Origin of the sequence: Chryseobacterium sp. SIMBA_028, assembly GCF_046535285.1 — a bacterium.
Taxonomy (GTDB): domain Bacteria; phylum Bacteroidota; class Bacteroidia; order Flavobacteriales; family Weeksellaceae; genus Chryseobacterium.
Map to the genome: position 1 here is coordinate 17,503 of NZ_JAWRWZ010000011.1, position 20,223 is coordinate 37,725.

Genomic DNA, 20,223 nt, shown 5'->3' on the forward strand with positions numbered 1-20,223 from the left:
TAAAGCTTTTTTATTATATCCTTTTTTGAAATCACATTTTATTTAATAATTCCAGAGGGGCAACAAACAGTCTGTAGAGGATTCCTTCAAATGTAAAGCCCTTGCCAGACATCTCTACTCTATAAATTAATGAAAGGATTATGATGGCCATGGTAATATAAAATTTCCTATCAATAACTATTGGTTCATAGACATATACGGAGTCTCCTTTTTTCAGTAAGAGAGCAAAAAGGACAATCAATAACATCATGTGAATATACATCCATCTCCCCCAATCTATTGCCAGATAAAATAAAGGCAAAGAGAATATAAAAGCTCCGGATAATAAAATAAATAAAATCTTTCGGCTATTTAGATATTTTAAATAATAGGCTATGTGTAAAATACTTATTCCTAAGCTTATAAAGTACAGCAGATACTCATTAAGATGTTCCTTAATATATTGCCTTTCATCAATATCCCAATAGAAGATTCCGTAGGTAGGATGCACTCCTCTCTTGCTTAAAATTTCCAGAGACATTCCCTCATTTACATTTTTTCCTAATAAAATAATGGCAGCGGCAGGGATAAATACGGAAAGGAAAAACTTGATATATCTTCTCACTTCAATCTTTCCGCTCTTAACATATAATGCTATGGCAAAGTATGGGGTATAAAACAAGGTTACTTCATGAAGGAGTGTACTTATGAACAGCAGAATACAAAAAATATATTCTTTATATTTTGTAAGCCTGTCATGATCTAAAAGATAGACGAAGTAAGTAAACAAAAGAAAAACAATGAATTCTTTCTTTCCTACGTAGGTTACCGTATTAAGAAGCCCTACAAAGCCTATGGATGATAAAAGAAGGGATAGATAAAGAAGGTCTGTAATCTTATACCTGATAAGTTTTGCATAAAGCCAAAAGAACAGTGAAATAACAATAAACTGAAAAAAATAGACAATATAATTAAGACTAAGCCCCGTTATGTCCTGAAGAATAAAAAAAAAGCTTCCGGATAGTCCTCTTCTTTTGAACCCCCCATCCTCATAGTTGATAAGCCAGTCCGCCAGAATATACCCATCATCTTTAAGGTTAAACGCTAATGTAAATGCAAGGGTATAAACGGCCGTTATTGCAATAATACAATAGATAAAAATCTTAATGTTAAAGTATTGTACAATTTTTTTAAGCTCCATAGTGTGTTTTAAATAAACTGCTAAAACAAAGTGATTTTCTTATGTCTTTATATTTTAGCACAGCCAAAAATATGAATTTACAAATACTTTACCACTATTTTATTTCACTTTTCATCATGCTTTTAAATTTCCTTTTATTCATTGAATGCTCATACAATGTGAATTTAATAACATACAAAACCGAACAAAAAATCGTTTGAGACAACAGAGAGTGTGGATAATAAGGAAATGACGTTTTGGAGGCCGAAATTTCTGCTAAGAGGTATGAATTGGGACTACAAGAAGAGTACAGTTTCTTTAAACTACCCAAAAAAATCATCAATAAAAAGCGGTATAAATTTTCAATTAATTTTTGAAAATTTATACCGCTTTTATTTTTTTCAGTCTTATTTATGGAAGAAGGTGATTGTAATACTGATCGATTGTAAATCGTCCTGCCTTGATATTATTAAAGGCCGAGAATACAATAAAATTAAAGAGTACAAGCGCCATTATAAAAGCATAGATCATCCCTTTTACCCTACTGGAGACCACATACATTGCATTAGGAATGATAATATATGAGAATCCGATAAATGCCCCGGCAAGTCTTGATGAGAATATCGGATTGTTTCTAAAAATAAAATAAAGACAGACCCCAATAACAGCATAGTTTCTATGGTATTCGTAGTAAGGATATAATTTCTTCATCTTGGTATCGAAAACAAAGAGGAAAAAGGTCAGAATTGCCATCATTACTTCTGGAATACCGAATCCTCCGTTCAATCTTTCTACACTTTTACCCACATATCCATTAAATCCTTCGACGAGCATATTATCTTCTGCCATTCCTCCCAAAAACTCTCCCAGTCCCCTATAGACTTCAAATGGAGAAAGGAAAACAGAACCAATGATCATGATTAGCATAATTGTTTTATTCAATGGAACTCTGGCTATCCAATACATGGGCAGGAACATATAACAGACACTGTGAATCCCTGAACTTAAAAAGATAAAGAACAAGTAATGCCACAACTTTCGTTCCTTAATAAACCGTATGGCATAATAAACCATAAAGGTAGCTAGGTTTTGCCTGATCTGCCCACTTTCCCCAATGAAAAACCCAGGGATAAACATAAACAGGGTGAATGTAAATGGATAAAAAGTATTATTTTCAGTGTATTCAACCTTGAAAAAGATGGCAAAGATGGCAATAACGAATGTCAGCATATAGAATGGTGCATCGAAAATATTCAGCAATATCTTATTAATCAAAGTATACAGCCATTCTACATCCAGGTGTTCAGCGCCCTCCATGTGAAGCATCTTCATAAAGATACTGTAGTAGCTTTTTGTGTCAGAATAGATATAAAGTCCCAGATAACTTCCATAATCCGGTCCTACATCATCCCTAAGCCCAGCAATAATGATCAAATATACCCCCAAAAACCAAAACCATTTCTTTTCTACCTTGTTGCCAAAAACCTCCTGGATGCTGAAAAAAAGCATGTAGAGCATGGCAATGATATAATATGGGTGTAATAAACTCATTGGATGGATATGGTATTTTTAAATTGATATGAAGTAAATATAAACCCTGTAAGAATCAAGGGAATAAATAGTCTTATTTCCCAAAAAAGCCCTACCATAGCAATCATAATAAGATAGGGAGTGGAAAAAAACAGATATTTTTTAATCAGCATTTTACCATCATCATTGCATAAGACATAACTGAAATACAGACTTATTATTCCAAACAAAAGACCGCTTATGTTGAAAGGGCTGCTAAAGTTAGCAAAGAAATAAATGCCTTCTACAAAAGATAGATCCTGAGGAATCATCATTCGAAGTCCTGTGTAAGGCACAATAAATGCAATCACTAAAAGCAGCGTTTCCTTAATAAAAGAAAAATTTTTCTTTTTTAGTTTCTCAAAATCGATAAAAATTGCAGCAAAAAATGAAATATTCAGGCATGATGTTTCTCTTACCAATGTAGAAATCATAATAACAGCACATAGGAGTATAAAATCTACAGGCTTTCTGCTTTGTAAATATTTTAAGGTTAATAAAACTCCTAAAAGATAAAAGAAAATGGCGATAGAGTCACAGTTTGTGGGAACATACTGTACAATAACAATAAAAAAAATGGCCAGAAGATGAATCAGTCGTCTGATGTTCAGATTTAAAAGAGCTCCGGCAGGTTTAAGCTTAAAAATTAAATTTAAAACTATTGAAGACAGTACAAAAAAGAAACTATTGATCAAAAAAATACTGTGGTAAAACATTGTTCCCTGCTTCAAAAGAAAGGCTTTCAGAAATGGAAGATGATGATCCACAACAAAAGTCACAGCTTCTGTAACGTGTACACTGAGATAATTGGGAATCACTCTGTAGGCATATACCGATGAGAACATAAAATCGGGGGCCTTTTCCATGAATTTTAATCTTACATAGGAAGATTCAAATCCGTAGTAAGACATCGCAAACAGCAGAAATGGGAGTACTATTATAAATAGGAATCCGTTTATTTTTTCATCATTCTTTTTCAACATATCTAAAACAGATTCTTATTTTTTAATAATAATTGTGGTTTAAAATACATTTTATTAAAGGGGAACTTTTGCAAAAGTAGAATATTTTTTCATTCTTCCTAGAATATTTTATTGATTTTCAGACAAAACTTATCGCATAAGTATTTTGAACTAATTCTTAAAAATTTAAATTTGCAGACTTGATTTACATCTAATGCATCGTTTTTTTATATTTTTATATTATCTGATCTCCAAAAACAAAATCCTCTCTGTTTTTACAGCCTTAGGAATTGCTGCTTTATGCCTTTTCTTTGCTTCAAAAATTACCTTCGAGGAAGATATCAATCAGATTATTCCTAAAAATGAAAAATCAGATCTTACGGCAAAAGTGCTTAAACAGCTTAACTTTTCGGATAAGATCATTGTTATTATAGAAAATAAATCCAACGAAGACAGCTTCCAGCTTTCTGAAACGGCAGATACTTTTTTACAAAAAATTGATCCTTTACAAAAATATATAGGTTCAGTTCAGGGAAAAGTGAATGATAATGAGATTTCTGAGACATTTGATTTCGTGAGTCAAAACCTACCTCTATTCCTTAATGAAAACGATTACAAACAGATTGAAGGGAAGCTTCAAAAAGACAGCATTGCCCAGCAGGTAGAGAACAACTACATTTCATTGGTATCCCCTACAAGTCTTGTCACAAAGGAATTCATTAAAAAAGATCCTCTGGGACTGACTTTCTTAGGAATCAAAAAACTAAATGCCTTAAATATCAGCAAGGATTTCAAATTAGAAGACAGCTATATTGTTACCAAGGACGGAAAAAATCTTTTACTTTTTATTGATCCCAAAAACAAGAGCAATGACACCAAGGCCAATGAAGCTTTTGTTGATCAACTTAACACCATAAAAGACGGAATTAATAAACAGTTTAAGGGTAAAACGGAGATGAGTTATTTCGGTTCTCCGGTTATTGCCGTTGCCAATGCAAAACAGATTAAAAAGGATATTCAGAATACTGTGGTTATCTCCATGACAGTATTGTTGGTACTCCTCATTTACTATTTCAGAAATTTCTTTACTCCCATCATTGTCTTTCTACCTACTGTATTTTCTGTTTTACTGGCTTTGTTGGTATTGTATTTTATTAAGGACAAAATTTCAGCGATCTCATTAAGTGTGGGAGCCATCCTTATCGGAATTACAATAGATTATGCCCTGCATATTCTTACCCATTATAAACACAACAATAATATTGAGGAGCTTTACAAAGAAATCACACAGCCTATTATATTAAGTAGTGCCACCACTGCTGTTTCATTTTTGTGTCTGGTTTTTGTAAGGTCTGAAGCGTTGAAAGATCTGGGGCTTTTTGCAGCCATTACGGTTATTTTATCTTCCATTACAGCATTAATCATTGTTCCACAGCTTTATAAGCCCAAACAGCATACAAAAGAAAAACTCAGCACCAACTTCATTGACAAAATAGGGTCCTATCCTTATGAGAAAAACAAGCCGTTGATTATCGGATGTTCCGTTATCATTCTCGCTTGTCTGTTTGGATTCAGGCATGTAGGCTTTAATGAAGACATTGGTGACCTGAACTACATTCCAAAGGAAATGAAGATCAGTGAAGCTAAGCTGCAGAAACTTTCAGACATTACCTCAAAATCAATTTATACAATTTCTTACGGAAATTCTGAAGAGGAAGCTCTTGCCAGAAATTCTCAACTGAGTACCTTCCTTGAAAAAGAGAAAAAAGAAGGCAAAATTCTTAGCTACAACTCTATTGGAAGCATTGTATTATCTGAAAAGGACCAGCAAAAGAAAATTGATAAATGGAAAAATTTCTGGAATGATCACAAAAAGCACCAAACCGTTTCAGAATTAGTCAGCAACGGAAATAAATTTGGCTTCAACAGCGCTGCTTTTGATAATTTCAATGAAATTTTAAATAAAAACTATTCCACATTAAATCTCAGGGACTATGAAAAAGTGAAAGCTCTCCAGATTTCAGAGTTTATGAGCAATGAAAATGGTTTTTACACCGTTTCCAATGTCGTAAAGGTGGACGAAAATAAAAGAGATGCCTTCATTAAAGATATTGAAAAGAAACATGATGCTCTTGCCATTGACCGCCAGCAGATGAATGAAAACTTTTTAGGCTTACTGAAAAGAGACTTTAATACCCTCATCAATTATTCTCTTTTGGCGATTGTTTTAACGATTATTGTATTCTTCAGAAACTTTGAATTAACCATACTTACCATGTTCCCTATTGTTTTAACAGGGGTGGTAACGGCTGGAATCCTTTATTTTCTGGGGCTAGAGCTTAATATCTTCAGTACAGTGGTTTGTACCCTTGTGTTTGGGGTGGGAGATGATTTTAGTATTTTCCTTACCCAGGCTATGCAAAAGGAACATACTACAGGAAAAAATGAACTTCCAACATACAGGACGTCTATTATTTTGGCGGTATTCACCACCATTCTTTCAATTGGTTCTCTTATTTTCGCGAAACATCCGGCTTTACACTCATTGGCTTTAGTAGCCTTGATCGGAATGTTTTCTGTGATTATTATTACGTCTACCCTTTATCCATTTTGGTTTAGATTACTTATTACCAACAGAGCAAAAAAAGGACTTTCTCCCATTACATTCAGATTATTTTTAAGAGCTGTATTTTCATTCTTATATTATGGTCTTGGCGGATTGGTATTTTCTGCAGTTGGAAGTATCTTTATTAAAAACTCCAAGGGTAAAACACTCGATATCATCAAATTAATTCTGGCTAAATTTTTAACATCTGTTCTTTATTCAAGCCCTCTTGTAAAGAAAAAAGTGATTAGAAACCCTGCCGAAGATTTCAGCAAACCGGCTGTAATTATTGCCAACCACACTTCTTTTCTGGATACACTGGCTATTGCTATGGCCACTCATAAAATTATTTATCTGGTTAATGACTGGGTATATCAGTCCCCTGTTTTCGGAAGACTGGTAAGAGCATTGGGATTTTATCCGGTCTCACAAGGTATCGAAAACGGAATGGACAAGCTGAAGGAAAAGATTGCACAAGGATATTCCCTCGTGGTTTTTCCTGAGGCAGAACGTTCTTATACCAATGATGTTAAAAGATTCCATAAAGGAGCATTCTATCTTGCAGAGCAATTCGGATTGGATATTCTTCCGCTCTATATCCATGGAAATTCTGAGGTATTACCGAAAGGCGACTTTATTATCTATGATGGAAGCATTACGGTAAAAGTGGGTGAAAGGATCAGTAAGGATGATCTAAGCTTTGGTAAAGATTATTCTGAACGAACCAAAAAGATTAATGCTTACTACCGTGAAGAGTTTGCCAAGCTGAGAAAAGAGATTGAAGATGAAAATTATTTTAAAAAGAAATTATTCTTAAGCTATTTATATAAGGATAGCGAAGTGGTAACAGCGGTAAGGAAAGATTTCAAAACCAATAAATCGGTTTACTTTGAACTGAACAAACATATTCCTAAAGATGCCAATATCCTGCATATTGCTGATGATTATGGTCAAAAAGATGTCTTACTTACCTTATATCAAGCCGGGAGAAGAGTTTTCTCATTCATTAAAAACAAAGAAAAGCGAGCCATTTCAGCACACAGCTATTTGGTTAAAAGAAGAAAAATAAATTATATAGAGAACCTTTCAGAGGTGAATAAAAACATTGATGTTCTTCTGGTTTCAGATAACAGCTTCATGATGAATGATGTTCAGACTCTTCCAGAAACTATTATATTTATTAATACAGAAAACCCTTCATTTGAAAGTAGTAATTATGCATTAAAATTTAGTTCTGAATCATTAAAAGTATTTAAAACTAAATAATAAATATGAAAAACATATTTTTGTAAGCGCTAAAAAGATCCCATGAAAAAAAACATACTTGTAATATATTATTCACAAACCGGCCAGCTGGAGGATATTGTGAGAAATATAGCCAAGCCTTTTGAAGCTCAAAAGGAAGAATATGAGATTACTTATTATAATATTCAGCTAAAGGAGGACTTCCCCTATCCTTGGCCGAGTGATGTCTTTTTCAATACTTTTCCGGAATCTTATTTACAAATTCCCAAAGAAATCTTACCTCCTTCAGAAGAAATACTGAACAAGAAGTATGACCTCATCCTGTTTGGATATCAGGTTTGGTATCTTACCCCATCCATCCCGATCATTTCCTTCCTGAAAAGTGGTTATGCAGGAAGAATCCTTAAAGACACTCCCGTAGTTACCATTTCTGGTACCAGAAACATGTGGATGCTTTCTCAGGAGAAACTAAAGGTTTATCTAAGAGATCTAAAAGCAAAACTTGTCGGAAATATAGCATTGGTAGACAGACATGATAACTATACCAGTGTATTAACCATTATACGATGGCTGACAACAGGACAAAAAGAGAAATCGGGAATTCTTCCTGCGGCAGGTGTTTCCGATGAAGAGATTGCAGGTTCAGTAAAATACGGTGAGAGTATCGAAAGACATCTTAAAAACAATGATTTGGACAATTTACAACCGGATCTTGTAAAAAATGGAGCTATCGAAATCCGCCCGTTTCTGGTGCGTGTAGAAAAGGTAGGAAACAAGATTTTCACAGTATGGTCTAATCTGATTATCAAGAAAAAAGAGAAACGTCCATTGCTGATAAAATTCTTTAAGGTATATTTGATGACTGCGATATGGGTAATCTCACCTGTCGTGTTAGTCTTACACCTGCTTACAACCCCTATATTTTGGTTTAAAAGACAAAAACAAAAAACATATTTACAAGGAATTAATTTAAAATAGAATGTACGACGTATTTATAACAAAGGCATCAAAATATTTACCCAATGAACCGGTATCAAATGATGAAATGGAGACGTATCTTGGGCTTATCAATGACGCGCCTTCTAAAGCAAAATCACTTATTTTAAGAAATAATAAAATTACAACAAGATATTATGCTTTAGATAAGGAAGGAAACCCTACGCATTCCAATGCGCAGCTTACAGCAAAAGCAATCGAAGGTCTTTTTGATGAAAATTTCAAAAAGGAAGATATGAAGTTATTATCCGTAGGAACTACTTCTCCAGACCAGATTCAGCCATCACATGCCTCTATGGTTCATGGTGAACTGAACATTGGGAAATCTATTGAGATCAATACGGCAACCGGTCTTTGCAACTCAGGGATGAACGCGCTTAACTATGGATTCCTTTCTGTAAGAGCTGGTGTACAGGATAATGCAGTATGTGCAGGTTCTGAGAGAATGTCTGCATGGATGACTGCAGATAAATTCAACCATGAAGCTGAAAATTTAATATTATTAGAAGAAAGACCTATTATTGCTTTCAAAAGAGAATTCCTGAGATGGATGCTTTCTGACGGAGCGGGTTCTTTCCTATTAGAAAATAAACCAAGAGAAAATGGTATCTCTTTAAGGATAGAATTTATTGATTTTTATTCTTATGCTCACGAAATTGAGGCATGTATGTATGCCGGATGCGACAAACAGGAGGACGGAAGTTTAAAATCCTGGGCAGATTATCCATCTGATGCATGGTTGAAGCAATCAATCTTCGCTATTAAGCAAGACACTAAGATCCTGGATAAATATATTCTGGTAAAAGGTGCTGAAAGCTTAAGGGCTTCTTTTGACAAGCATAATTTAGATCCTGAAAAAATTGACCACGTATTGGCTCATATCTCTTCAGGTTACTTTAAGGATGGACTGAAAGATGAGTTCGCTAAAAAAGGAATGGATTTCCCTGCAGAAAAATGGTTCTATAACCTTTCTGATATCGGAAATATTGGAGCCGGATCTATCTTTGTAGCACTAGAGGAATTGATGAACTCAGGAAAATTACAAAAAGGAGAAAAAGTACTTCTTTGCGTTCCTGAAAGTGGAAGATTTGCCTATTCTTGTGCTCTATTAACGGTTTGCTAATGGAAAACAGACTGCCAACATCCGATAAAGATTTTGTGGAAAACCTTATTCCACAACGTGCTCCTTTTGTAATGGTAAATGAGTTATTAGAATATTCTGAAAACCACCTCATCTCGGGATTTGAAGTAAAGGAAGACAACCTGTTTATTCAGGATGGTTCTTTTCAGGCTTCCGGACTTATTGAGCACCAGGCACAAAGTGTAGCCCTGCATACAGGTTACAAGTATTATCTGCTTGGAAAAGATGCTCCTACTGGATATATCGGAGCCATTAAATCCTTTGAGGCAGAAGTACTGCCTAAAATAGGTGATCAGCTGAAATCAGAGGTAACCATCCTTAATGAGGTAATGGGAGTGACCCTGGTAGATATTATTACAAAATTAAATGGTGAAGTGATTGCAAAATCTCAAATGAAAACTGCTGTAAAATAATTTTCAATGGAAATCAGGGAAGAAAACATCATCAATATACACAACTTTTTACCACATCGCGAACCGATGCTTATGGCAGACTACATTCTGGAACTGACCAAAGAAAAAGTAGTGACTTCCTTTGAAATAAAAGAAGACAACATATTTGTTCACAACAATGAATTTGTAGAAGCCGGCTTAATCGAAAATCTGGCACAAACCTGCTCATCCATTCTTGGACAAAGCTTCTTCGAAAATCCGGAAGCTGATACCAAAGTGATAGGCTTTATCACCAATATCAAGAAAATTGAAATTTTCGGACTCCCGAAAGTGAATGACAAGATCATTTCAAAAGCATCACTGATTTCCCAGTTTGAGAATATCTGCCATATCTTCTGCGAGACTTTCAGTAATGATGAATTACTGATAAGAGCAGAGATTAACCTATTTATTCAGGAGATAGAATCGTAAGAATACATTCAAAAAATAGTGAAAGCTGTACGTTTTGTACAGCTTTTTTCGTTGTTAGCCACTGTATAATTATTCGTAAAATTTGTGTAATCCCTTTGTGATCTTTGTGTACACCATTAAGTTTTGGCCAGAACCCGCTCCTATTGATCTGATAACAAAAACCTTACAATAAAAACATTCAATTTCATTAATTTTCACAATAATAGAAACAGACACTACACAACTGATAACCAAATAAATACAATAATAAAACAACATCCTGTAATAAATTATTTCACGTGAAACATTGGAAAAATCCTTGAAACCCTGATGATCAGGGAGAAACAGTTTTAAGCAACAAAAAAGCGGAACATTTCTGCTCCGCTTTTGGTTTTATTTTTGAAGAAAAAGATTAGTATCCGAAAATCTCTTCAAGAGATACTTCCTGGAATTCACCCATTTTATTGATAGATTCCATATTCAGGTTTTCTTTCTTACCGATAATCGCTGTATTGTATTTTACAGGCTTCACTTCAGTATTATAGAACCCCGTCAGTTGAGGCAATGTCAATCCCTGAATTTCAGCATAGGTATCTTTTCTAAGGTCATAATCAACACCTAATTTTTTAAGGGCTAACTGGCTAAAGAAAATATTCGTTCTGTTGATTCTGTTGGAAGCAATCTGCTTTAATGCAGAACCTCTTGCATTCTCAAACTGCGTTGGGATCTGTGGCAACTCAACCATTAGCTCACTCATAGCATTCACCGCTAGAGGAAGTTTGTTAGATTGTGTTCCAATATAATTCGTGATGTAGTTAGCATGTCCTTTTTCTGAAGCATTAGCATAAGCAACATAGGCTGAATACGCCAAAGACTTACTTTCTCTGATCTCCTGGAAAACGATGGAAGATAAACCTCTTCCAAAATATTCATTGAAAACATTTGATTTTCCGAAATTGCTAAGATTTAAAGGACTTCCCTTTGCCACTTTAGACATTTCCATTTGTACCATGTCATAGTTGGTAAAATACACTTTCCCTGTTGTAGCCGGTTCTGCATATTCTTTAGCTTTTGCCGGCTGAAAGCTTGTATTTCCTATATAAGGCTTAACTGCTTTCTCCAGACCTGTCTGATCCTGCCCATAAAGGAACACCTGATAAGGATACTGGTTCAGCGTTTTTACTTTTTTCATCAATTCCGCAACGTCAATACTTTCCAGACGTGCCTTAGAAATAATATCCGTCATTCTGGAATCCTTACCATACTTTGCATAGTTTGAAAGAGCAGACATAATTTTCACCTTATCTTTCTTACCTACTTCTCTGGCTTCAAGAATTGTTTTCACCGTCTGACTGTAAATCGCTTTATCTGCTTTCACGTTCGTCATCCAGTGATTCATCAGCTCTACTCCTTTCTTCATATTGCTTTCAAGACCGGCCAAAGTAATCACCGTCTGGTCATTGGATGTTCTTAGATTATAAGTAATCCCCAATTTATAGAACTCCTCTTTCAATTGCTCTGGAGTATATTTATCCGTTCCCAGATATTCGAAAACAGTTCCTGCTAAGGCAAGTTCCTTATCATTATCTGTTCCGAATGGGAAAACATAACTTACCTGAGCAATTTCGTTATACTTATTCTTCACAAAGCTTACCGTTTTGTCTTTTACCTGTGAAGTCTGAATAGCTGTTTTATAATCAATGAATTCTGGCTTAATTTCAGCAACCTTAGTGCTCAAAATATCCTTAAGGAAAGGAGATTGCGCCTCTCTGTTAAGCTTAATAGGAGTAATTCCGGGATTTTCTACACGAACTAACTTATCATTTACCCCTTTTTCCTTGTACACCACAACATAGTTATCTTTATAGAAATCATTGGCAAACTTTACAATATCAGCCTTGGTAATTTTTTCATACTGGTTGATTTCATCCAATTCCTGTTCCCAGGTTCTTCCCTTGATATAAGAATCATAAAGTTCAGTTGCCAAACCATCAGCCGTTTCCCAACCTTTCATACGCTGAACCTTTTTATCATTTACGATGGCTTTCAGCATCCAATCCGGAAATTGTCCCTTTTTAACAAGATCAAGTTGATCCAATAGTAATTTTTTAGCCTCATCAAAGCTTTGTCCCTCTTTAGGCGTTACTACCAAAGCAAACATCCCATACATCTTGAATGGAGATTCATAGGCACCTGCACCCAATGTCTTTTGCTTCTGATTAATATTAAGATCAATCAATCCTGCATCACCTCTGTTACTTAAGATCTCACCTACAACATCTGCCAATCTGGCTTCCTGACTACCATAAGAATCCGTTCTCCATGCCATTGTCATTCTCTGGGTAGATGGGCTCTTTACTGTTCTGGAAACAATTTGAGTCATTGGTTCTTCAGATACCATCTTTTTCATGGGAAGTTCCTTGTATTTGAAAGATCCGAAATATTGATCAACTAATTTTATAGTTTTATCATAATCTATATCTCCCACCAATACAACAGCCATGTTATTAGGCACATAATAAGTATCAAAATACTTATGGATAGCTACCATTGACGGGCTCTTCAGATGTTCAGACGTACCAATCGTAGTTTGTTGTCCGTTTGGATGTTTTGGGAAAAGAGCTTCCATCAAAGTATAATTCACAAGACGACCGTCATTATCCTGTGCTCTGTTATATTCTTCATACACCGCCTCCAATTCTGTATGGAAAAGACGCAATACCAATTCTGAAAAACGTTCTTTTTCTACCTTTAGCCATTTCTCCAATTCATTGGCAGGAATATTATTTTTGTACACCGTTTCATCTAACCACGTGTGAGCATTTGTTCCTGTGGCTCCTAGTGAAGAAATAGCCTTGTCATACTCATTCGCGATTGCGTACTTTGAAGCTTCCTGAGATACCTCATCTATCTTTTTGTATAGTTCTCTCTTCTTCGCAGGATCCTTTTCTGCCTTATGCTGCTCATAAAGATCAGAAATCTGCTGTAAGATCGCTTTTTCCTTTGCCCAATCCTGAGTTCCCAAATGAGAAGTCCCCTTGAAAACCATGTGCTCTAAATAGTGAGCTAGTCCCGTATTATCACTTGGGTCATTATTAGATCCTGTTCTTACAGGAATATAAGTCTGGATTCTTGGTGCATCTTCATTTTTTGCAAGATAAACTTTCAACCCGTTTTTCAAGGTATATACCCTTACACCAGCCAGGTCATTCTTTACTGTTTCATAAGTATACCCCTGAGCATCTGTAAGCTTTTGTGTATCGAATTTCTGTGCCATTGCGCTTAGCATACAGAAAAGCGAAACAGAAATAAAAAACTTCTTCATAGTTGTTATTTAATAATTATTTTTCTATCCAAATTTCTACCCATTAGTCTTATTATAGAACACAGTTGTTACAGCGGATGCCTTACAAATATGAATAATAAATAATAATGGTACTTTTTAAGATTTCATTACCCCTAATTAGTTAAACATCCCGTTCAAAAATTGCACTAAGTAAAAATCTTCTATTCTGTATCATTAAAGAGAAAATCAATTATCAAGTTCATTAAAAGGAGAAAAAATAATTATCGTTTCTTTCATTAAAAACTGAACCTAAGCCTTTATAAAACCTTTGTTTCACGGTAATACCTTCATAAGATTCAGTATAATTTACATATAATGTATTTTCACTATTTTAGCCACCTGATTAAAAGAATCAAAACAGGTGAACCATTTTTCATCTGGAATCTAAAAAAATTAAACATTATTTAGATGAAAAAACAAGACCTACCCCAAGACGAAAGCAATTTGAAATCCGCCAACATGACAGAAGTATTGTATGTGATGGATGAGAATGACAACTATACTACCGCTAACAGTACAGGCTGGGATGCAAAGAAAGCCGCTTTGGATGAATCCATGGAGCTTATTCATGAAAGAATTGAAGAGGCAAAACAAAACGTTGCCCATAATATCGTAAGTCCCATCGTTTATTTTATGGAACTCAATAAAATGGATCTGGGGGTACTTGCCTCTTATGTAGGACTATGGCAATGGAGGGTAAAAAGACACTTTAAACCCAAGGTATTTAAAACACTAAGCGAAACTGCACTGAAAAAATATGCCGATGCATTCGGAATTTCAGTAAATGAATTAAAAAACTTCGATGGAAAATAAATGGAATGTATATTATTCTATTTAACCAATGAAAAAGATATAAGCTGCAAATGAAATTAAACTTTGAACACCATCAGACTGCGCATTGCGAAAACGGTGTTGCTTCTAATCTACTGCTTAATAAAGGACTGAAACTAAGTGAACCCATGATCTTTGGAATTGGTTCAGGATTATTTTTTGTCTATCTCCCTTTTTTGAAAGTGAACTTTGCTCCGGGCTTTAGCTATCGTCCGATGCCAGGTGCCATCTTCAGTAAAGCAGCCAAAAGATTAGGAATAAAAATTAAAAGAGAGAAATTCTCAAAGCCCCAGGATGCCCAAAAGGCTCTTGAAAGAAATCTTGAGCAAAATATCCCAACTGGACTTCAGGTAGGGGTTTTTAACCTTACTTACTTTCCTGAAGAATATAAATTCCACTTCAATGCTCACAATCTTGTGGTATATGGTAAAGAAGACGGAAAATTCCTGATCAGTGATCCGGTAATGGATTACACCACTTCTCTTTCAGAAGCAGAACTGGAAAAGGTAAGATATGCCAAAGGAGCCCTTCCTCCAAAGGGACATATGTACTATCCTGTTTATATCCCGGAAAATGTAAATCTGGAAGAAGCCATTAAAAAAGGAATTAAGGATACCTGTAAAAACATGCTGGCCCCCGTACCACTTATTGGTGTAAAAGCCATGAGATGGGTCGCCAGAAGTATTCCAAAATGGGCAGAAAAGAAAGGCACAAAAGTGACGAACCACTATCTGGGACAATTAATCAGAATGCAGGAGGAAATCGGAACCGGCGGCGGTGGTTTCAGATTTATTTACGGAGCATTTCTTCAGGAAGCAGCTTTAATTCTTAAAAATGACGAATTAAAAGAGCTATCAAAGGAAATCACCTCCATCGGAGACCTTTGGAGAGACTTTGCAGTAGACATTGCAAGAGTATACAAAAACAGAAATTCTAAGAGCAATATCTACAATGAACTATCAAAGACAATGCTTCATATTGCGGATTTAGAAGAAGCTTTTTATAAAAAACTGAGAAAAGCGATCTGATATGGCAGAGAATATGATTGAGATCAAAAATCTATATAAAAAATACAAAAATTCCGACGACTTTTCGGTAAATGATATCTCCCTGAGCATCAACAAAAACGAAATTTATGGAATTCTTGGACCTAACGGAGCAGGGAAAACAACCTTGATTTCCATGCTTTCAGGCTTAATTAAACCTACTTCAGGACAATTTACCATCAATGGCATGTCTCCACAAAAAGAGGGTTTCAAAATTAGACAGATCATTGGAATTGTTCCGCAGGAATATGCACTCTACCCTACTCTTACTGCCAGAGAAAATCTAATGTTCTTCGGAAGTCTGTATGGGTTAAAACATAAACAGCTTACCAAGGCTATTGATGAATCCTTAGAAATCATGGGTCTCTCAAAATTTGCCAATAAACAGGTGGGTCAGTTTTCCGGAGGGATGAAACGCCGTTGTAACCTTATTGCAGGAACACTTCATAATCCAAAGGTTCTGTTTTTGGATGAACCCACCGTAGGAGTAGATGTTCAGTCCAAAAAAGTAATTATAGATTTCCTTTTGGAATTAAATAAAAATGGGACGTGTATTATTTATACCTCTCACCACCTTTCTGAGGCAGAGGAATTTTGTACCAAGATTGCCATCATAGACAGAGGAAGAATTCATGCTGTGGGAACTCCTGAGGAACTTGTTTCACAGATTGCCCATGCAGAAAATCTTGAAGATGTTTTCATTTCATTAACCGGAAAAGAATTAAGAGATGTTGTTGTATAAATTGTGGAGAAGCTTTATTAAGGAAATTCTTCTTCTGAAAAGAGATATCGGAGGAATTGTCATCATTTTTGTAATGCCGTTGCTTTTGATTGTAACCATTACCCTGATTCAGGATTCCACCTTTAAAAACCTTGAAGGATCAAAAATCCCTATCATTTTTATTGATAACGATAAGTCTGAAGTTTCAAAAAATATAAAAGGAGAACTGGAAAACAGCAAAACATTCCAATTACTGACCAATTTCAACGAGAAATCAGCGCAGGATGCTGTATTTGCTGGGGATTATCAGATGGCTATCGTTATCCCTGAAAACCTAACACAAGATTTAAATTCCAATATTGATTCCAAGGTTCAGGCTATCGTCAGTTCATTTGGTTTGGAAGGAGATTCTGCAAAAACTAAAATAGAAGCTCCCAGAGCAAAGGAAATTCACTTATACTTTGATCCGGCCACCAATGCAGGATTCAAAAATTCTGTGATGAATTCTGTCAATAAAATGGTTTTTGAAATCGAAAATAAAAAAATTTACAAAGCTTTTCAGGATCAGCTAGGCACCACAGAAAACCTTGACGAAAATAAAAACCTGATCAGCTTCAAAGAAATTACCCCGAAAAAAGGAGAAATGGACATCATGCCGAATTCTGTTCAGCATAACGTTCCTGCATGGACGCTCTTTGCCATCTTCTTTATCGTTGTTCCTTTATCCATTAATCTGGTAAAGGAAAAAAGCCAGGGAACAAGTGTAAGAGCAAGAATAAGCCCTACTCCTTATTTTGTTCATATTTTAGGAAAAACATTCACTTATCTTATCATCTGTATCATTCAGTTTTTACTGATGGTCGCAGTAGGTGTTTTCCTTTTCCCTTATATGGATCTTCCGGCATTTGATGTATCAGGAAAAATGTTCCAGCTTATTACGGTAACATTGTTCGCTGGGCTTGCTGCCATTGGATTTGGAGTATTATTGGGAACCATTGCAGATACACAAGAACAATCTGCACCTTTTGGAGCAACATCAGTCGTCGTACTGGCAGCAATTGGTGGAATATGGGTTCCGGTATTCTTAATGCCTGAATTTATGCAGACCGTAGCCAAATTCTCTCCTATGAACTGGGGATTAAATGCTTATTACGATATTATTTTAAGAAACAGCGGAATTGGAGGTATTGCTAAGGAATTAGCTTTCTTATTTCTATTTTACCTTGCAACAGTAGCCATTTCTATTTTTTATGAAAGAAAACAAAATGCAGTCTAACGAAAACATATTAACCTGTACCGAAGAAGTAAGAGTACGATTCAATGAAACAGACCCGCTGGGAATTGTCTGGCATGGCCATTATATCGTCTATTTTGAAGACGGTAGAGAAGCTTTCGGACGTCAACACGGCTTAACTTATCTGGACATTCAGAATGCAGGATTTGTAACCCCTATTGTAAAAAGTAAATGTGAACATTTTCTTCCCTTAAAATATGGGGAAACGTTTAACATTGTCACCACTTTCATCAATTCTGTGTCAGCTAAACTTATCTACAGGTATGAGATTTTCAATCAGGAGGATCAATTAGTCTGTAGTGGAGAAACCATTCAGGTGTTTTTGGACAGCAATGGAAGTTTATGTTTATACAATCCGGAATTTTTTCAAACCTGGAAAGATAAAATGGGATTATCATGAAGAAGGAAATTTACATCACAGATTATAACTGTGTAACGCCTCTGGGCTTTAATACAGATTCTAACTGGACAGCACTTTTAGCTGGAAAATCAGGAGTTGCTTTACATAAAGTCATAGAAAATCAAGATGCTTTTTATGCATCTATGATCAATAATGAAGAGCTGAATGAAGAATTCAGTAAAAATTTTGAGAGTCAGGAATTCACAAGACTGGAAAAAATGCTTCTTCTAAGCCTAAAACCATTGATTGAAAAACATAGGATAACTGAAGACACCGCTTTTATCTTATCAACTACAAAAGGAAACATCAGCCTATTGAAAAATGAGTCTGAATTACCCGAAGGCGTCTATCTTGCTAGATTAGCACAGAAAATTGCTGGTTTTTTTGGATTTAAAACAAAGCCTATCGTGGTTTCAAATGCCTGTGTTTCTGGGGTTATGGCTGTTGCTGTTGCCAAGAACATGATTCAGGCCGGGAAATATAAAGATGCCTTTGTGGTTGCCGGTGATGAAATCTCAGAATTTGTAATTTCAGGGTTCAATTCATTTCAGGCCATCGGTACTGAAGCCTGCAAGCCCTATGATAAAGACAGAAACGGGATCAATATCGGAGAAGCCGCAGCCGCAGTATATATCACTTCTGAGGCTTCTGAAAAAGAAAAGTTCAGATTCAAGGTATTGGGTGACTCGGCTATCAATGATGCTAACCATATTTCCGGCCCGTCAAGAACAGGAGACGGTTTATACGGAAGCATCAAGAATGCCATGACGGAAGCCCAGGTTTCGGCAGAACAAATTGACTTTATTTCAGCCCACGGAACAGCAACTTTGTATAATGACGAAATGGAAGCTATTGCATTCAACAGAATGGAACTGCAAAATATACCTTTGAACAGTATGAAAGGCTTCTATGGACACTGCCTTGGAGCTTCCGGACTTCTGGAAAGCATCATCTCTATGGAAAGCGCCATTCATAACACACTGATTCCCTCTAAAAACTTTAAGGAGATGGGAGTATCCCAGCCGTTGAATATCATTAAGGAAAATCAAACTGCAGCAATCAGATATATTTTGAAGACAGCATCAGGTTTTGGGGGGTGTAATGCAGCAATTGTATTGGAAAAATGTTAAAATGAAGCTGATGAAAAAGATAAATACCTGTACTATAGAACATTCAAAAATAAGCATTAACGAAGAGATCATTTTTGAAAGCCATAACGAAACTTTTCAGGAATTTGCAAAGGAAGCTTACAAAAGCATGGACCTTAGTTATCCTAAATTTCACAAAATGGACAGTTTAAGCAAACTCGCTTTTCTCTCTGCCGAAATCCTTTTAAAGGACGAAGATCATAGCAGAACGGCATTGGTTTTTGCCAACAAATCATCCAGTTTGGATACTGATTTTAAATATCAGGAAAGTATCAATTCTAAGGAAAATTACTTTCCAAGTCCTGCTGTATTTGTGTACACATTACCCAACATTTGTGTAGGGGAAATCAGCATTAAACACAAAATGCAGACAGAGAATGCTTTTTTTGTATTGGATGAGTTTGATGAAGAATTTTTAAACGATTATTCTGAACAAATCCTCCGGTCTGGGAAAGCAGATAAAGTATTATGTGGCTGGGTTGAATTATATCAGGAAAATTATAAAGCTTTTGTATATTTGCTGACCTTATAAAAATACAACACTATAACCTTGTAACAATGTAACAACAAAGCCTCCTTAAAACGAGCAAATTGAAACATTACTATATTGGTAAATTAACTAAATTATGGAAAACTTAAAAACAGAATTGAAACACAAAATTATTGAAGTTCTTAACCTTGAAGATGTTTCTGTAGAGGAAATCAAAGATACAGATCCATTATTCGGTGGTGGATTAGGTCTTGACTCTATTGATGCCCTAGAGCTTATCGTTCTTCTTGATAAAGACTACGGAATCAAGTTAGCCGATCCTAAAAAAGGAAAAGAAATTTTCCAATCTATTGATACAATGGCTAAATTCATTGAAGACAACAGAACGAAATAAATTAATATAACAATCTAACAGTGTAGCAGTGTAG

The 20,223-nt window shown here is 35.4% G+C and carries 18 protein-coding genes and 1 pseudogene; 14 read left to right on the plus strand and 5 right to left on the minus strand.

Features of this window, described 5'->3' with window-relative positions; genetic code table 11:
* Positions 1 to 31 precede the first annotated feature (31 nt).
* The 3 genes from SCA31_RS15290 to SCA31_RS15300 all read right to left on the minus strand — a co-directional run bounded on the left by SCA31_RS15290 (position 32) and on the right by SCA31_RS15300 (position 3,711).
* On the minus strand, positions 32 to 1,180 hold the full coding sequence (locus SCA31_RS15290) for a hypothetical protein (protein WP_410697826.1): 1,149 nt from the start codon (positions 1,178 to 1,180) through the stop codon (positions 32 to 34).
* Positions 1,181 to 1,570: 390 nt separating this feature from the next.
* On the minus strand, positions 1,571 to 2,710 hold the full coding sequence (locus SCA31_RS15295) for an EpsG family protein (protein WP_410697827.1): 1,140 nt from the start codon (positions 2,708 to 2,710) through the stop codon (positions 1,571 to 1,573).
* On the minus strand, positions 2,707 to 3,711 hold the full coding sequence (locus SCA31_RS15300; protein WP_410697828.1) for a hypothetical protein: 1,005 nt from the start codon (positions 3,709 to 3,711) through the stop codon (positions 2,707 to 2,709). The genes SCA31_RS15295 and SCA31_RS15300 overlap by 4 nt, the downstream gene beginning before the upstream one ends.
* Positions 3,712 to 3,904: 193 nt before the next feature.
* Here SCA31_RS15300 and SCA31_RS15305 point away from each other — a divergent pair, with 193 nt between their 5' ends.
* From SCA31_RS15305 to SCA31_RS15325, 5 genes are read left to right on the plus strand one after another with little or no spacing between them, the layout of a single operon-like run.
* Positions 3,905 to 7,561: an MMPL family transporter gene (locus SCA31_RS15305; protein WP_410697829.1), complete on the plus strand. Its 3,657-nt coding sequence runs from the start codon at positions 3,905 to 3,907 to the stop codon at positions 7,559 to 7,561.
* Between the two features lie 42 nt (positions 7,562 to 7,603).
* Positions 7,604 to 8,518 carry a dialkylrecorsinol condensing enzyme DarA gene (locus SCA31_RS15310; RefSeq protein ID WP_410697830.1) on the plus strand — a complete coding sequence of 305 codons (915 nt, stop codon included), beginning with the start codon at positions 7,604 to 7,606 and terminating at the stop codon, positions 8,516 to 8,518.
* Between the two features lies 1 nt (position 8,519).
* The gene (locus SCA31_RS15315; protein ID WP_410697831.1) at positions 8,520 to 9,659 is read left to right on the plus strand and encodes a beta-ketoacyl-ACP synthase III; all 1,140 of its coding nucleotides are present in this window, start codon (positions 8,520 to 8,522) and stop codon (positions 9,657 to 9,659) included.
* Entirely contained in the window at positions 9,659 to 10,090 is a 432-nt protein-coding gene (locus SCA31_RS15320) for a hypothetical protein (RefSeq protein WP_410697832.1), read from the plus strand. The genes SCA31_RS15315 and SCA31_RS15320 overlap by 1 nt, the downstream gene beginning before the upstream one ends.
* A 6-nt stretch (positions 10,091 to 10,096) precedes the next feature.
* A complete protein-coding gene (locus tag SCA31_RS15325) occupies positions 10,097 to 10,540 on the plus strand; it encodes an ABC transporter permease (protein WP_410697833.1) in 444 nt (147 codons plus the stop codon).
* Between the two features lie 391 nt (positions 10,541 to 10,931).
* On the opposite strand, the gene SCA31_RS15330 is transcribed toward SCA31_RS15325, so the two are convergent.
* Complete coding sequence (locus SCA31_RS15330; protein WP_410698007.1) at positions 10,932 to 13,148, minus strand: M16 family metallopeptidase; 2,217 nt, start codon at positions 13,146 to 13,148, stop codon at positions 10,932 to 10,934.
* A 286-nt stretch (positions 13,149 to 13,434) separates the two neighbouring features.
* On the opposite strand from SCA31_RS15330, the gene SCA31_RS15335 reads away from it, so the two are divergent.
* Complete coding sequence (locus tag SCA31_RS15335) at positions 13,435 to 13,488, plus strand: hypothetical protein (RefSeq protein ID WP_394343644.1); 54 nt, start codon at positions 13,435 to 13,437, stop codon at positions 13,486 to 13,488.
* A 65-nt stretch (positions 13,489 to 13,553) separates the two neighbouring features.
* Here the strand turns inward: SCA31_RS15335 and SCA31_RS15340 are convergent.
* Positions 13,554 to 13,844, minus strand: a pseudogene (locus SCA31_RS15340) (insulinase family protein); the annotation flags it as partial.
* 429 nt (positions 13,845 to 14,273) lie between these two features.
* On the opposite strand from SCA31_RS15340, the gene SCA31_RS15345 reads away from it, so the two are divergent.
* From SCA31_RS15345 to SCA31_RS15380, 8 genes are all read left to right on the plus strand, one after another.
* Positions 14,274 to 14,678 (plus strand): hypothetical protein, encoded by a 405-nt coding sequence (locus tag SCA31_RS15345; RefSeq protein ID WP_410697834.1) that lies wholly within the window; start codon positions 14,274 to 14,276, stop codon positions 14,676 to 14,678.
* Between the two features lie 50 nt (positions 14,679 to 14,728).
* Complete coding sequence (locus tag SCA31_RS15350) at positions 14,729 to 15,724, plus strand: BtrH N-terminal domain-containing protein (RefSeq protein WP_410697835.1); 996 nt, start codon at positions 14,729 to 14,731, stop codon at positions 15,722 to 15,724.
* Position 15,725: 1 nt separating this feature from the next.
* A complete protein-coding gene (locus SCA31_RS15355) occupies positions 15,726 to 16,484 on the plus strand; it encodes an ABC transporter ATP-binding protein (RefSeq protein WP_410697836.1) in 759 nt (252 codons plus the stop codon).
* Complete coding sequence (locus SCA31_RS15360; RefSeq protein WP_410697837.1) at positions 16,471 to 17,739, plus strand: ABC transporter permease; 1,269 nt, start codon at positions 16,471 to 16,473, stop codon at positions 17,737 to 17,739. The genes SCA31_RS15355 and SCA31_RS15360 overlap by 14 nt, the downstream gene beginning before the upstream one ends.
* Complete coding sequence (locus tag SCA31_RS15365; protein WP_410697838.1) at positions 17,714 to 18,157, plus strand: acyl-CoA thioesterase; 444 nt, start codon at positions 17,714 to 17,716, stop codon at positions 18,155 to 18,157. Before SCA31_RS15360 ends, SCA31_RS15365 begins: the two co-directional genes overlap by 26 nt.
* Complete coding sequence (locus SCA31_RS15370; protein ID WP_410697839.1) at positions 18,154 to 19,287, plus strand: beta-ketoacyl synthase N-terminal-like domain-containing protein; 1,134 nt, start codon at positions 18,154 to 18,156, stop codon at positions 19,285 to 19,287. Before SCA31_RS15365 ends, SCA31_RS15370 begins: the two co-directional genes overlap by 4 nt.
* Positions 19,288 to 19,297: 10 nt before the next feature.
* Positions 19,298 to 19,837: a 3-oxoacyl-ACP synthase gene (locus tag SCA31_RS15375; RefSeq protein WP_410697840.1), complete on the plus strand. Its 540-nt coding sequence runs from the start codon at positions 19,298 to 19,300 to the stop codon at positions 19,835 to 19,837.
* A 94-nt stretch (positions 19,838 to 19,931) separates the two neighbouring features.
* On the plus strand, positions 19,932 to 20,189 hold the full coding sequence (locus tag SCA31_RS15380; protein ID WP_034692439.1) for a phosphopantetheine-binding protein: 258 nt from the start codon (positions 19,932 to 19,934) through the stop codon (positions 20,187 to 20,189).
* Positions 20,190 to 20,223 lie beyond the last annotated feature (34 nt).

What these genes read in the sequence shown, in the direction of transcription:
- SCA31_RS15290 (WP_410697826.1), bottom strand. Translation starts at nt 1,180, where the DNA reads ATGGAGCTTAAAAAAATTGTACAATACTTTAACATTAAGATTTTTATC.
- SCA31_RS15295 (WP_410697827.1), bottom strand. Translation starts at nt 2,710, where the DNA reads ATGAGTTTATTACACCCATATTATATCATTGCCATGCTCTACATGCTT.
- SCA31_RS15300 (WP_410697828.1), bottom strand. Translation starts at nt 3,711, where the DNA reads ATGTTGAAAAAGAATGATGAAAAAATAAACGGATTCCTATTTATAATA.
- SCA31_RS15305 (WP_410697829.1), top strand. Translation starts at nt 3,905, where the DNA reads ATGCATCGTTTTTTTATATTTTTATATTATCTGATCTCCAAAAACAAA.
- SCA31_RS15310 (WP_410697830.1), top strand. Translation starts at nt 7,604, where the DNA reads ATGAAAAAAAACATACTTGTAATATATTATTCACAAACCGGCCAGCTG.
- SCA31_RS15315 (WP_410697831.1), top strand. Translation starts at nt 8,520, where the DNA reads ATGTACGACGTATTTATAACAAAGGCATCAAAATATTTACCCAATGAA.
- SCA31_RS15320 (WP_410697832.1), top strand. Translation starts at nt 9,659, where the DNA reads ATGGAAAACAGACTGCCAACATCCGATAAAGATTTTGTGGAAAACCTT.
- SCA31_RS15325 (WP_410697833.1), top strand. Translation starts at nt 10,097, where the DNA reads ATGGAAATCAGGGAAGAAAACATCATCAATATACACAACTTTTTACCA.
- SCA31_RS15330 (WP_410698007.1), bottom strand. Translation starts at nt 13,148, where the DNA reads ATGGAAGCTCTTTTCCCAAAACATCCAAACGGACAACAAACTACGATT.
- SCA31_RS15345 (WP_410697834.1), top strand. Translation starts at nt 14,274, where the DNA reads ATGAAAAAACAAGACCTACCCCAAGACGAAAGCAATTTGAAATCCGCC.
- SCA31_RS15350 (WP_410697835.1), top strand. Translation starts at nt 14,729, where the DNA reads ATGAAATTAAACTTTGAACACCATCAGACTGCGCATTGCGAAAACGGT.
- SCA31_RS15355 (WP_410697836.1), top strand. Translation starts at nt 15,726, where the DNA reads ATGGCAGAGAATATGATTGAGATCAAAAATCTATATAAAAAATACAAA.
- SCA31_RS15360 (WP_410697837.1), top strand. Translation starts at nt 16,471, where the DNA reads ATGTTGTTGTATAAATTGTGGAGAAGCTTTATTAAGGAAATTCTTCTT.
- SCA31_RS15365 (WP_410697838.1), top strand. Translation starts at nt 17,714, where the DNA reads ATGAAAGAAAACAAAATGCAGTCTAACGAAAACATATTAACCTGTACC.
- SCA31_RS15370 (WP_410697839.1), top strand. Translation starts at nt 18,154, where the DNA reads ATGAAGAAGGAAATTTACATCACAGATTATAACTGTGTAACGCCTCTG.
- SCA31_RS15375 (WP_410697840.1), top strand. Translation starts at nt 19,298, where the DNA reads ATGAAAAAGATAAATACCTGTACTATAGAACATTCAAAAATAAGCATT.
- SCA31_RS15380 (WP_034692439.1), top strand. Translation starts at nt 19,932, where the DNA reads ATGGAAAACTTAAAAACAGAATTGAAACACAAAATTATTGAAGTTCTT.